General features: G+C 51.2%; 9 protein-coding genes and 1 tRNA gene. 8 read left to right on the top strand and 2 right to left on the bottom strand.

The window, feature by feature from the left end; all coding sequences use genetic code 11:
* The first annotated feature begins 20 nt into the window (after positions 1 to 20).
* Positions 21 to 557 carry a hypothetical protein gene (locus tag ACO0LK_RS20245; RefSeq protein WP_422978226.1) on the top strand — a complete coding sequence of 179 codons (537 nt, stop codon included), beginning with the start codon at positions 21 to 23 and terminating at the stop codon, positions 555 to 557.
* Positions 558 to 677: 120 nt separating this feature from the next.
* Here the strand turns inward: ACO0LK_RS20245 and ACO0LK_RS20240 are convergent, their stop codons facing one another.
* Positions 678 to 2,948: a TonB-dependent receptor gene (locus ACO0LK_RS20240; RefSeq protein ID WP_422978224.1), complete on the bottom strand. Its 2,271-nt coding sequence runs from the start codon at positions 2,946 to 2,948 to the stop codon at positions 678 to 680.
* A 635-nt stretch (positions 2,949 to 3,583) separates the two neighbouring features.
* Between ACO0LK_RS20240 and ACO0LK_RS20235 the strand changes: the two genes are divergently transcribed.
* The 7 genes from ACO0LK_RS20235 (at position 3,584) to ACO0LK_RS20205 (ending at position 12,891) form a co-directional block, all read left to right on the top strand.
* Entirely contained in the window at positions 3,584 to 4,780 is a 1,197-nt protein-coding gene (locus tag ACO0LK_RS20235) for an NAD(P)/FAD-dependent oxidoreductase (protein WP_422978222.1), read from the top strand.
* 290 nt (positions 4,781 to 5,070) lie between these two features.
* Entirely contained in the window at positions 5,071 to 5,283 is a 213-nt protein-coding gene (gene rpsU / locus ACO0LK_RS20230; RefSeq protein ID WP_005877634.1) for a 30S ribosomal protein S21, read from the top strand.
* A 164-nt stretch (positions 5,284 to 5,447) separates the two neighbouring features.
* A complete protein-coding gene (locus ACO0LK_RS20225; RefSeq protein WP_422978220.1) occupies positions 5,448 to 5,894 on the top strand; it encodes a GatB/YqeY domain-containing protein in 447 nt (148 codons plus the stop codon).
* Positions 5,895 to 5,939: 45 nt separating this feature from the next.
* Positions 5,940 to 7,733 (top strand): DNA primase, encoded by a 1,794-nt coding sequence (gene dnaG, locus ACO0LK_RS20220; protein ID WP_422978218.1) that lies wholly within the window; start codon positions 5,940 to 5,942, stop codon positions 7,731 to 7,733.
* 1,223 nt (positions 7,734 to 8,956) lie between these two features.
* Positions 8,957 to 11,128, top strand: a complete 2,172-nt coding sequence (rpoD, locus tag ACO0LK_RS20215) for an RNA polymerase sigma factor RpoD (protein WP_422978326.1) — start codon at positions 8,957 to 8,959, stop codon at positions 11,126 to 11,128.
* A 179-nt stretch (positions 11,129 to 11,307) separates the two neighbouring features.
* Positions 11,308 to 11,385 (top strand) — tRNA-Ile (locus ACO0LK_RS20210).
* A 6-nt stretch (positions 11,386 to 11,391) separates the two neighbouring features.
* Positions 11,392 to 12,891: a DEAD/DEAH box helicase gene (locus ACO0LK_RS20205; protein ID WP_422978216.1), complete on the top strand. Its 1,500-nt coding sequence runs from the start codon at positions 11,392 to 11,394 to the stop codon at positions 12,889 to 12,891.
* Positions 12,892 to 12,958: 67 nt separating this feature from the next.
* Here ACO0LK_RS20205 and ACO0LK_RS20200 read toward each other — a convergent pair whose 3' ends face one another.
* Positions 12,959 to 13,912, bottom strand: a complete 954-nt coding sequence (locus tag ACO0LK_RS20200; RefSeq protein WP_422978214.1) for an ornithine cyclodeaminase family protein — start codon at positions 13,910 to 13,912, stop codon at positions 12,959 to 12,961.
* Between the last annotated feature and the right edge of the window lie 5 nt (positions 13,913 to 13,917).

Below are 13,917 nucleotides of genomic sequence, written 5' to 3'. Positions count from 1 at the left end.
GACTTAAAACCCGACACATCATGGAACTGGATTTGGCCGATACCAACATCAACCCCATCAGGGATGACCCGCGTCTGAAAACAGTCCTGCGTTTTCTGGACCGGATCGGTGTCGAGGTCATAGAGCGCGAGTTATTGCACACCACATTTTTACCTGGCCTTGATCTGGGTCCAGGCTGTATTTATGTAGACTATGGCCGGCTGAAATATCCCGGTGACATGGTGCATGAAGCGGGGCATCTGGCGGTGACACCCTCATCCCAGCGTGCCTTGATCGGCAGTGCACAGCAGGATAAGGACTGGCCACCGCAGGGGGAAGAAATCGCCGCCATATTGTGGTCGTTTGCCGCTGCGCGCGAACTGGATTTGCCGCTGGATTTTGTGTTTCATGGCGACGGATATAAAGATGATTCAGCCTGGTTGATCGAGACCTTCGAAGCGGGAACATATATTGGTTTGCCGTTTTTGGAATGGGCGGGATTGAGTCTGGGAGCGGTGCGGGCGGAGAAGGAAGGGAAAGAAGCTTTTCCTGCCATGATAAGGTGGATGAGGGAGTGAGTTGTTGAAGGCAATACTCAACTAAACTCAACCAAAATCAACTCAACTTAACTAAATGACTGATGTACAGACATAAAAAAACGCCGGAATAATCCGGCGTTTTTTATGCTTAACAGACTATCAGAAGTTGGCCTTGAATTGCACGCCGTAGCTGCGTGGTTCGTTCAGGATACCTGTGAGGTTGTTGAAATCAATAGCGGCAACGACCTGTTGCTTGTTGGTGATGTTGCGACCATAAGCTGCCAGTTCATACTTGCCGTCTGCCCACATATAGCCTACACGTACACCGCCTTCCAGCAGGGACTTGGCACGGTATTCCTTGGCTTCATACAGGAACATGTTGTAGCTGTCCTTGTAAGACCAGTCGGTGTTGGCGTACAACATGCCTTCGCCGATCTGTGTGGAATAACGCAGTGAGAAGTTACCTACCCACTTCGGTGCGCGTGGCAGAGGATTGCCACCGATCAGTACCGTGCCTTTGACCGGACCGGCAGGATTGGTGACTGTACAGCCGTTACCGCATGGGGCGACGAACAGTTTGTCGTCCTTGATTTCAGTATCGTTGTAGCTGACGCCAACTGTGGTTTTCCAACTGCGGTTCAGGTTGGCCTGCAACTCCAGTTCAAAGCCCTGACCGACGGCTTTGTCAGCATTCACCAGTTTATTCTGGTTCACGCCGCCGCTACCTGCGGTCAATTGCAGGTCTTTCGCTGTGTACTGGAATACCGTAGCGCTGACACGTGCTGTGTTATCCAGGATGTCTTTCTTGATACCGGCTTCGAAAGACAGGGTTTTCTCAGAGTTGGCTACAGAGATGCTGTCACCAAACAGAACGCGGCCCTGGATACTTGGGGCACGATAGCCGGTGGCGATACGCGCAAAGACGGACGTTGCCTTGTCCAGCGTGTAATTGGCACCCAAATCCCAACTAATGTTGGTGGCAGATGGATTGGCCCTGAGTACTGGCGTGCCTGGTGTACCGAATGCGGTGCCCGGTGTCCAGGTACGTTGTGCATCAAAGTCTTTTTTGTCGCTGGTATAACGCAAGCCGCCGCGCAGTTTGAACTGTTCAGTTACTGCATAGTTGACAGTACCGAAGGCTGCCCAGGATTTGGCATTCTGATGTTGTACTGCATAACCATCTTGTGGATTGCCCGGTGCCAGGGAGTTGAAATCAAAACTGTCTACTTGCAGTTCTTCGCTGAAATAATACAGACCACCTATCCATTGCAATGGGTCTTTGGTATTCGATTCAACGCGGAATTCTTGCGTGATCTGTTTCAGACTAGGCAAGCCATCGGCTGTTTCAGATGGGAAGGGAATAAAACCTGGGCCCATGGTGGATGCGAAGGATGCGCCGTAACCACCGTCAACGTCAGCGCGGCTGTAGAACTTCGCTTTGTCATAAGCTGTGATGGAATGCAGGCTGATGCCTGGCAAATCCCAGCGCAGACGCAGACTGCCGCCGGACGATTTCAGGGTCTGAGTGTTCAGACCGTCAGTCGGGTAGCTGCCATAGTCGAAACCAGGCACCAGTTCATTCGTACCCTTTTGAATGATGTTGGCGCGAAACAGGGTTGCATTGCCGGACATGTCACGGCCATGCAGATTGATCAGGGCGCTGAAGTCACCATTTTTGTACGCGAATTGCAGGCGTGCTGCATTATCGCGATAACCTTCGAGGTTTTTCTCACCGGTGGAACGTGGATTGGTGACGCGGTCATCACGGGTCTGTGACTGACCAGAGAAGCGCATTGCCCAGTCTGGACTCAAAGGAACGTTGACGGCACCTTCCAGATTGATGGCCTTGTAATTACCAAAACCGACGTTGGCATAACCTTCAAAGCGGCGGGTTGGTTTGGCAGAGTCAAACTTCAATACACCGGCAGGGGAGTTACGGCCAAACAATGTACCTTGTGGGCCCCGCAGAATTTCAACCTGATCCACGTCAAATACAGGGAAGCCTTTCAGCATCGGGCTTTCCTGTACGACATCATCATAGACCAGACCTACTGGCTGGGATGCATTCAAATCGAAATCGGTGTTACCCAGGCCGCGGATATAGAAACGCGGGAAAGTACGACCGAAGTCGGATTCCACGTTCAGGCTGGGTACGCGGGCTGCAAGGAAGCGAATATCCTGGCCGCTGGCATTGTAGGTATCCAGTGCTTCGCCTTTGATGGCGGAAATCGACATCGGAACTTCTTTGATGTTTTCTGCGCGGCGGTTAGCAGTAACGATCACTGTTTCCAGTTGTGTGCCGTCATTTTTGGCTTCAGGCTTGGCGTCCTGGGCCCAGGCAGCTTGCATGGGGAAGGCGGCGGCAACGGCCAAAGCGATGGCGCTCAGTCCGACTCCCTTGTGTAGTTGCTGAGAAATAGTTTTGCGCATAGGTATGTTCCCAAAATGATGTTAATCGAGGGTGTTCCGGCATGGTGCATATGCACCATCCCTGAAATGGGGCGTGGTGAAATCAAGATTTCGCTACAGGAGCCATCGCAATCGTTTGCGTAATCGTTTGCGTGGCTGCGTTGTTGTTATCTCTCTTGGCCAGAAACAAGTCAAGAATTACTTATTTGATTATAAGTAAATGCGCTTTTTGGAAGAAATATGTTGTGTATTTCAAACAGGGATACGCTTGATTTGACGCAAAATTGCTTTGCGTTTTTTTGGTGCGTCAGGCGGGTGATTTGGTGCGTCTGATTTAATGGATACGCGAAACGATGACACAGTTTTCAAATCAATTATGACATTGGAAAAATGAGCAGCATTTGTGTATCAAGATGTTACAGCAATGGGTTTTGTTTTCTGATGCATGCAGGGGATGAGTGCTGTAAAAATCAGGCAATGAGTTTGCTTGCCAAGTAGCTTGATCGGTAGCTCTATAACCGGCTCTATAACCCACTCAATCAGCTTGATTCGTACTCAGGAATTATTCCGGATTGGAATGTAAGGCTTCCTGTTTGCGGACGAGCCCGCATGCCCTGCGCTACAATCTCGCCTGAATTTTGTGAAAGTAAAAAGCCATGAGCAAACAGTTTGATCTTGCCGTTATCGGCGCCGGTGCTGCCGGTTTGATGTGTGCAGCAGTCGCTGGTCAGCGTGGCAAGCGCGTGGTGTTGATAGACCACGCAGATCGCCTGGCAGAAAAAATCCGTATCTCTGGTGGTGGCCGCTGCAATTTTACTAACCTGCATGCAACACCTGCTAATTTTTTGTCAGAGAATCCGCACTTTTGTAAAAGTGCACTCTCACGTTATACCCCGCAAGACTTCCTGACGCTGATGAAGCGTCATCACATTGCATGGCATGAAAAGCACAAGGGGCAGTTGTTTTGTGATGACAGTGCAGAAGATGTCATACGCATGCTGAAAGCTGAATGTGATGCCGGTAAAGTGGAATGGCGCATGGGCTGCAAGGTGGACGATGTACAGCAAGATGGCCAGGGATTTATCTTGCATACTGGAGCCGGTGAAGTGAAGGCAGGGCAGGTGGTGATTGCTACTGGTGGCTTATCCATACCGAAGATAGGTGCAACTGATTTTGCCCATAAAATTGCGCGTCAGTTTGGCCTGAAAATCATAGAGACGCGCCCGGCGCTGGTGCCATTGACTTTTGACGCCACTGCATGGGAGCCATTTGTGCCCTTGTCCGGTATTTCGCTGGAGGTGGATATAGAAACCGGTGAGAAAAAAGCACGTACCGTATTCAGGGAAGATTTATTGTTTACCCACCGTGGCTTGTCTGGTCCGGCGGTCTTGCAGATATCCAGCTTTTGGGAGCCGGGCAAAGCCTTGCGCATTAATCTTTTGCCCGAAATCGATGTGGCGCAGGACCTGGTGGAAAACAAGACCATGATCAAGAAAAATCTGGCCAATCATTTATCACAATACCTGCCGGCCCGGCTGGTGGATGGCTTGCTGCTGGCGCACGGTTTTACCGGTGACGCAAAGGTGGCCGATATGCCTGACAAGCGCCTGCGCCTGATAGGTGAAAAACTGAATCGCTGGGAACTGGTGCCGAATGGTTCTGAAGGATATCGCAAGGCCGAGGTGACACGAGGTGGTGTTGATACGCGTGAATTGTCACAGCAAAGCATGATGAGCAATAAAGTGCCTGGCCTGTATTTTATAGGTGAGGCGGTGGATGTGACTGGTTGGCTGGGGGGATATAATTTCCAGTGGGCCTGGGCATCGGGTAGCGCTGCTGGCCTGTCGGTGTAATGGAGCCTGAGGGGACCTGGCGTTGTGTTTTTGCATAAGACCTTGATTTGCTTTATACTGTAGGGAGTATAAATTTCAGGCTATTGTTGCAGGAGGGGAAGCGGTTAAGTATTTTCCTATACTCCCCCATAAATCAAGGAAGAACAGGGATGTTTATCTGACGTTGCGCAGGCTTTTATTACCCGGCCCTGCAAGTATTTGCGCAAGATTTAATCAAGCTTCTTCCATTAATCTATTTTTCCTGTTAATATCTCGGTCTTCCTATAAATCTTTCCATGGTTTGAACTTACATGACCACAATTCGCCTTAAAGAAAACGAGCCGTTCGAAGTCGCCATGCGCCGCTTCAAGCGCACTATCGAAAAGACCGGTCTGTTGACCGAATTGCGCGCTCGCGAGTTCTACGAGAAGCCAACAGCGGAACGCAAGCGTAAGCTGGCTGCTGCTGTTAAGCGTCACTACAAACGTATTCGTAGTCAGCAATTGCCTAAGAAGATGTACTAATCCTGTTGTTGTGTTCGGCGGTCGGTTTGCCGGGTACATCGCGGTTATCTGCTTAGGTTTGCATGCCCGCTCCGGTCAGCCGCAGCGGGCTTTGTTGTTTTTGTCGAAATGTTATTCGACGATTGTTTGACTACTATTTGATTAATTGATATCAGGGGTTGGCCATGACTTTAAAAGAACAGATCACCGACGACATGAAGGCCGCAATGCGTGCCAAAGAAACAGCCAAACTGGGTACTATTCGCCTGCTGACTGCCGCCATGAAGCAAAAAGAAGTGGATGAGCGCATAGAGCTGGACGATGGCATGGTGTTGGCGATCATAGAAAAAATGATCAAGCAGCGCAAAGACTCCATCACGCAGTTTGAAGCCGGTGGTCGCCAGGATCTGGCAGACATAGAAAAAGCTGAACTGGAAATTTTGTCGAAATACATGCCTGCTGCACTGTCAGATGAAGAAGTGCAGGCTGCTGTGGCCACTGCTGTCGCTGAAACCGGTGCTGTTGGCCCGCAAGACATGCGTAAGGTCATCGATGTATTGAAAGCCAAGCTGGCCGGTCGTGCCGATATGGGCAAGGTGTCTGGTTTGGTCAAGGCGGCATTGGCAAAATAATTTGCCGGCGTCGCGCGTGTTGAATTCATTTGCTGGCATCCTGCTTTGATACCTCAGAGTTTTATCCAGGATCTACTGGCCCGCGTTGACATTGTCGACGTGGTGGGTAAATACGTGCAATTAAAAAAAGGTGGCGCAAACTACATGGGTTTGTGCCCCTTTCATAATGAAAAATCCCCCAGTTTTACAGTAAGTCCAACCAAGCAGTTTTATCATTGTTTTGGTTGTGGTGCGCATGGCAGTTCCATCGGATTTTTGATGGAATATTCCGGCCTCAGTTATGTCGATGCGATTCGCGATCTGGCGCAAAGCAATGGCATGATCGTGCCGGAAGAGGATCGCATGCTGCCGGCACAAAGGGCAGAAGTGCAGGCAAAAAGTCTGGCCCTGTCCGAAGTCATGACCAAGGCCGGTGAATATTACAAGCAGCAATTGCGTACTGCGCCACAAGCTATTGCGTATCTGAAAAAACGTGGTTTGACCGGTGAAGTGGCGGCACGTTTCGGGCTGGGTTTTGCACCTGATGCCTGGGATGGTTTGCGTTCTGTCTTCAATGATTATGGCGATGCTTCGCTGGTTGAGGCTGGTCTGGTGATAGACAAGAGCGAAGAAGAGGGCGGTGGGCGCAAGCGCTATGACCGTTTTCGTGATCGCGTCATGTTCCCGATCCGTAATACCAAAGGGCAGGTGATCGGTTTTGGCGGTCGCATTATGGAGCAGGGCGAACCTAAATACCTGAATTCGCCAGAAACCCCCTTGTTTCAAAAAGGCTTTGAGTTATACGGTCTGTTTGAAGCGCGTCAACCGATACGCGAAGCTGGCTATGTGTTGGTGACAGAAGGTTATATGGATGTGGTGGCATTGGCGCAAATGGGTTTCCCGCAAGCCGTGGCCACCTTGGGAACGGCCTGTACGCCGACTCATGTGCAAAAACTCTTGCGCCAGACGGACCACGTGATTTTCAGTTTTGATGGTGATAGTGCCGGGCGTCGTGCTGCAAGGCGTGCGCTGGATGCCTGTCTGCCGCATGCAAACGACGACAAGATTATCAAGTTTTTGTTCTTGCCGACCGAGCATGATCCCGACAGTTTCATTCGTGAATTTGGTACCGAAGCCTTTGAGCAGGAAGTGCATGATGCCATGCCGCTGTCGCAATTTTTCATGCGTGAAACCATAGGCGATAATGACCTGACAACGGCAGAAGGGCGAGCCAGAACCCAGTTTGATGCCAAGCCTTTGTTGCAGGCGATGCAGCCTTCCGGCCTGCGTTTGCAACTGGTGCGTAATTTGGCGCAGGTGACGCAGACCAGTCCGGCAGAAATTGAAACCATGTTTGAATTGAGTCAACCCGTGGCGCGCCAGAAACTGGCGCCGCCCAAATCCAAGCGAAGTGCGCCTGTGGGGCTGGAACGACAGATTATCCGTATTCTGGTGGCGCATCCTTCATTGGCGTTGATGCTGGACGAAAACATGCTGGCCGATGCTGCCATGCTGGCACCGGATGGTGCGGCCATGCTGGGGCAACTGGTAGCCATTGCGCAAAGCATGGGTGAGCACGCCCAGTTTGCTGCCCTGGCAGAACAGTTGCGGGCCAGTGGGTCTGATTTTGATGCGCTGATTGCCGAAGTGGCTGAGCAGACTGAAACCGATATCGACATGGTCAGGCAGGAATTGTCTGGGGCCATACGCCAGGTGCGTTTTCAGGTATTGCGGTCAGAGCTGGACGCGCTGGCTGCGCGTGGCCTGCGTGAAGAAGCAGATATTGCCCGCTATCGCGAAATTATGTTGTTGCAGGGGCAATTGCGTAAAGAGGCAGAGGCTGAAGCCGCCAATCGATGAAGTGGTGGTTTGAGCTCGTTTATCCTGCCTCTGTGTTGCTTTTAGATAAATTCCAGAGGTTTTTTCGTTGCTGGCTTGATGATTGCTTGACCTGGCCCTTGTTATTGCGGCTTTCGCCATCAATTGCTGTGCATACTTGAAGAATTAACGCGCTGATTGCACATTTTGCTAAACCATTTGGCAATTTTTTGTGTGCAAAACTGTATTGAAATGCCTGTAACTGCTGTGATATTGCCTAAATTTTGTTCAGGAAATAGCTATATGGCATAGTCTTGGGCTGGAGTAAAGTACGCTCGCGTGTTATAATTAAAGGCTTTCGATTCAAGGTCTTAGGTTGTTTCATTCTGGGCAAAGCTCTTGGCATTTGCGTGGAATGTGTTGTTTAGGTGAGTGTAATGCTCCTCCGAGTAACCCAAAACACTGGCGCTGAGACTCGGGAAGTCTGAAACAAACAAGAGTTTGCTCTGCGATGCAGGTCGCAAGATCTGATGGCAGCGCATTTTCTTTTTTGTGAAATCCAAACAGGCGACTTCCTCAGTTCCGGATGGTTTGATTCAATGGCTAACGCAATGAAGAAACCCGCGAAAACCCTGGCATCCACTACGGTTAAGAAAACCGTGACTACCGCGCCCAAAAAAGCGCAGGCCACGGCCGTAACAAAAACGGTAAAGACCGTTGCCAGCACCGCGAAAGCGGCAAGTGCAGGCAGCAATGCAGCAGCGAAGGCATCTGTAAAGGTGGTTGCCGGCAAGCCGGGTAAAACCGCTGTCGTTACGCTGCCCGCATCAAAGTCCGGTAGCAAGCAGGTGAAGACTGCGGAAAAAGTGCTCGAGAAAAAAGGGGTTGCGAAAGACGTTAAAGCGCCTAAAGTAATAAAGAATACGGTTGCAGTGACACCACAGGCAACGAAACAGGTAGCAAGTAAAGCAGTATTGAAGGCGGCAGCAAAAGCCAAAGACGTGGATGTTGAAGAGTCCAGGTCTGCGACAAAAACGGCTGGTAAGGACGTGAGCGGCAAGAATGCGAAACCCCCGGCAAGAAAAGAGAATTTGCCTGCAGAAGCGGCCAGTTCTCAGGCAAGTGGAAAAGCCAAGAGTGCAGCACTAGCCAGGCCTCAGCCAGAACCAGTATCCGTATCATCGAAAGCTTCTGTGACAATTAACAAAACCGATTCAAAGACAGTGACTAAGCCAACCAAGAATTCAGCAAAAGCTGCACCAGAGGTGCAGGAAATCAAGACCGGTTCTGCGCCTACCGTAAGCCAGACTACCGATGCTGCGGTGCTTGCCGCCATTGACACTTCCGGCTACGTATTGCCTGGAGTGAAGGTGCCTGGTCGTCGTGGTCGCAAGCCTAAAGAATATCAGCCTGAGAATGAAGAAATCGCTGCATTGAACGCGGTAGAACGCGCCGAGATGAAAGCCATAGACAAGGCCAAGGCAAAAGATCGCAAAGCCAAGGAAAAAGCCTTGCTGAAAGATGCTTTCTCATCTGATCCGGAAGCCACAGAAGAAGAGCTCGAACGTCGTCGCCAGAAACTGAAAACCCTGATCAAACTGGGTAAGGATCGCGGCTATCTGACGTTTGCTGAAATCAATGATCACTTGCCGGAAAACGTCGTTGATCCGGAAGCGATTGAAGGCATTATCGGTACCTTCAATGACATGGGTGTGGCTGTGTATGAACAGGCCCCCGATGCAGAAACCCTGTTGTTGTCGGATAACGTTGTCACTGTCACGACCGATGATGACGAAGTGGAAGCCGCTGCTGAAGCTGCGCTGTCCACGGTCGATTCCGATTTTGGTCGCACCACTGATCCAGTACGCATGTATATGCGTGAAATGGGTTCGGTTGAGTTGCTGACGCGCGAAGGCGAGATCGTCATCGCGAAAAAAATCGAAGAAGGCCTGAAAGACATGATACAGGCGATTTCTGCCTGTCCAACCACGATTGCTGAAATCCTGGCTGCGGCTGACCGTATTGCTGCCGATGAAATCAAGATCGATGAAATCGTCGATGGCCTGGTTGACCCGAATGCGTCTGAAGAGTCTGCACCTGTCGTTGCTGCTGTCGTCGTCGAAGAAGAGTCAGAAGAAGACGAAGAAGAAGACGAAGAAGAAGACGAGGAAGATGATGATGGCGGTGCCGCTGGTGCTGCTGCCATCTCTGCAGAACAACTGGAACAACTGAAACGTGATTCGCTCGCAAAATTCGAAATCATTGCGACGAATTTTGAAAAAATGCGCAGATCCTTCGAAAAAGAAGGGTATAACTCCAAGGCTTACATCAAGGCACAGGAAGCGATTTCCGGTGAATTGCTGGGCATACGCTTTACTGCCAAAGTGGTTGAAAAACTGTGCGATACCTTGCGTGGTCAGGTAGATGAAGTACGCCATGTGGAAAAACAGATACTCGAAGTAGTAGTTAATCGCTGCGGTATGCCGCGTTCGCATTTCATCAAAGTCTTCCCTGGTAATGAAACCAATCTGAGCTGGGTTGAAGGCGAAGTGAATTCCGGTCATTCCTACAGTGCTGTGCTGGGTCGTAATATCCCTTCAGTACAACAACTACAGCAAAAACTGATCGATTTGCAGGCCCGCGTTGTATTGCCTTTGCCTGATCTGCGCAACATCAATAAAAAGATGTCTGCCGGTGAAATGAAGGCGCGCAAGGCCAAGCGTGAAATGACCGAGGCTAACTTGCGCCTGGTAATTTCCATCGCTAAGAAATACACGAATCGCGGTTTGCAATTCCTGGATCTGATCCAGGAAGGCAATATCGGTTTGATGAAGGCAGTGGACAAGTTTGAATACCGCCGTGGTTACAAGTTCTCGACGTATGCCACCTGGTGGATACGTCAGGCGATTACCCGTTCTATCGCTGATCAGGCACGTACCATCCGTATTCCAGTGCACATGATAGAAACGATCAATAAAATGAATCGTATCTCGCGCCAGATCTTGCAGGAAACAGGTGTTGAGCCTGATCCGGCTACCCTGGCGATCAAGATGGAAATGCCGGAAGATAAGATTCGCAAGATCATGAAGATTGCGAAAGAGCCAATTTCCATGGAAACACCTATTGGTGACGATGATGATTCGCACCTGGGTGATTTCATTGAAGATAACCATACACTGGCTCCGGCTGATGCGGCTCTGCATGCATCCATGCGTAATGTCGTCAAGGATGTGCTGGATTCGCTGACACCACGTGAAGCGAAAGTACTGCGCATGCGTTTTGGCGTTGAAATGTCTACCGACCATACTCTGGAAGAAGTGGGTAAACAATTTGACGTGACCAGGGAGCGTATTCGTCAGATAGAAGCCAAGGCATTGCGTAAATTACGTCATCCTTCGCGTTCTGATAAGCTGAAGAGCTTCCTAGAAGGTAATTAATGTTGTACAATGGGCGTCGGTTTTTTCGGTGCCCATTCAATTGATATTGTGCTGAGTTTTTAGTAGGTAGGCACAGTATTTTGCAGGTGGCAGCATCGGGCTTTTCCTGCAAACCTGAAGTATTTTTCCAATCCTGGATTATCCTCAGATTAAAGCAGGCAGAGCTTGCAGAAAGAATTGGGCCTCTAGCTCATGTTGGTTAGAGCAGCGGACTCATAATCCGTTGGTACCGTGTTCGACTCACGGGAGGCCCACCAAATACCATGACTGATATCAAGTCCCCAGCTATACCTGTCCCCGAGCAAACTACGCCAGACGTGAAGTTTGCTGATTTCGGCCTGTCGCCGGATATTTTGCGTGCCCTGACTGATCAGGGTTATGTCCACCCCACACCCATACAAGAACAGGCTATTCCGGTTGTTCTACAAGGGCGTGACGTCATGGGCGCGGCACAAACCGGCACTGGCAAGACCGCCGGCTTTTCCCTGCCTATTATCCAACTGCTGCTGGCCCATGCGAATACCAGTGCATCACCGGCACGCCACCCGGTGCGTGCGCTGATACTGACGCCTACCCGTGAGCTGGCTGATCAGGTCGCTGAAAACGTGAAAGCCTATTCTCGTCATACGCCCCTGCGTTCTACCGTGGTGTTTGGCGGCATGGACATGGCACCGCAAGTTGCGGCACTGCGTTCCGGCGTTGAAATCGTGATTGCCACTCCTGGGCGCTTGCTGGATCACGTGCAGCAAAAAACCATCAACCTGTCACAGACCGAGATCCTGGTCATGGACGAGGCTGATCGCATGCTGGACATGGGCTTTTTGCCTGATCTGCAACGCATCATCAATCTGCTGCCTAAAAAGCGCCAGAATCTGATGTTCTCCGCTACCTTTTCACAGGAAATCAAAAAGCTTGCAGCCAGTTTTTTGACCAATCCGCAGACGATAGAAGTGGCGCGCAGCAATGCCACGGCTGACAATGTCACGCAGATTCTGTACAAGGTGTCGACGGAAGAAAAACGCGATGCCGTATCCTTTATCATCCGCGAACGCGGCTTGAAACAGGTCATTGTCTTTTCCAATACCAAGATAGGTGCATCACGTCTGGCCGTACATCTGGTCAAGCAGGGTGTCAAGGCATCGGCGATTCATGGTGACAAGTCACAGCAAGAACGCATGGCAGCACTGGAAGCCTTCAAGCAGGGCGAAGTTGAAGTGCTGGTGGCGACTGACGTGGCTGCACGCGGACTGGATATTGCAGAACTGCCTTGCGTCATCAATTTTGATTTGCCATATAACGCCGAAGACTATGTACATCGCATAGGCCGTACTGGCCGTGCCGGTGCCAAAGGGGATGCGATTTCTCTGCATACCGATCAGGATGAGCGTCTGTTGATCGATATCGAAAAAATGATCAAGCAAAAGATCGTGCGCCTGAACCTGGCTGGTTTTGTTGCTACATCCCTACATCAGGCTGAACACCGTGCGCCGCGTGAACGCGCTGACCGCAATGGCGACAGAGGTGCTGATCGTTCTGCTGAGCGTCCTGAACGCACAGAACGGACTGATCGTGCCGACAGAAGTGACAGGCCAACACGCAGTTTTCAACCGCCAAGAGAAAAAATTGACCCCTGGTTCCTTAAGCCTTACGAACCTAGCGCCTCTGCCGCCACACCAGTGGTAGATGCAACAGACGGCAAGGCAGGCACTACAGCCAAGCCACAAAGAAAAGCAGCCTTGCTTGGTGGCTTCTCCAAGACCTGATCAGCACTGCCCCATCTGGCTACTCAGCCATGCTGGCTGACTTGAACGAAAAATGGCTGCATGACGCTCAGGCGTTGGCAGCCAGACTTTCCCAAACCAGGTTGGCGGCACATAAATCTTCTATCGCCGTTCCCACCGATTTAAACACACTGATGTCTGTTGCTTGCGTTCTTCCGGGATGTTGGCCTGCACAGAGTTCGGCCAGTTCCGCAACGATGGCTGATCTGGCAAGGCTGCCATTGGTCAGGGTTTGTGTCAGGTCCCCCGCTTCTGTCAGCGCGCCTGCATACGTATCCACGTAGACAGTGGCCTTGTGCATCAGGGCATCGTCCACTTCACGCATATCGGGGCGAAACCCACCCACCAGATCCACATGTGTGCCTGCCTTCACATGTTCTCCCAGTACCACCGGGGTCTTGCTGGTGGTTACACAGGAGATGATGTCGGCCTGCGCGCAGGCAGCTGCCAGGTCACTTACCACTTCAATATGGACAGTTGCAGGCAGCTCGGCATGTTCACGCAGCGTCCTGGCAGTCAGTGCAGATTTATCGCCTGATCGTCCCCAGATGCTGATATGGCTGACAGGCCGGGTATGGCAATGTGCAACCGCAATGTGTGGAGCCAGGCTGCCATTGCCGACCAGCAGCAGACGCTGACTGTCGCTTCGGGATGCAAACGATGATGCCAGTGCTGAAGCGGCAGCAGTACGACGCAGGGTCAGTTCTTCGCCATCCATCAGGGCCAGCGGCGCACCGGTTTGCGTATCAAACAAAACAAAGATCGCATGTACCGAGGGCAGGCTGGTATTGTGCGGGGCAACCGTCACCAGTTTCACTCCCAGGTGCCCATGGCTTTGCCAGACCGGCATCAGCAAAAGACTGGAACTATCCGCCTCTGACAGGGTATGCGCATGTCGCCTGGGGGCGATCATGTCTTCGGTGAACGCCTGGCGCAAGGCAGGAATCAGTCTTGCGTAGGGCAATGCAGCACGGACTTGTTGCTGGCTGTAATGGGGAATCATGGTCT

Origin of the sequence: Undibacterium sp. Ji49W, assembly GCF_049340205.1 — a bacterium.
Taxonomy (GTDB): Bacteria; Pseudomonadota; Gammaproteobacteria; order Burkholderiales; family Burkholderiaceae_D; genus Undibacterium.
Note: the sequence above shows the minus strand (reverse complement) of the source record. Positions and strands in the feature narration are given on the sequence as shown.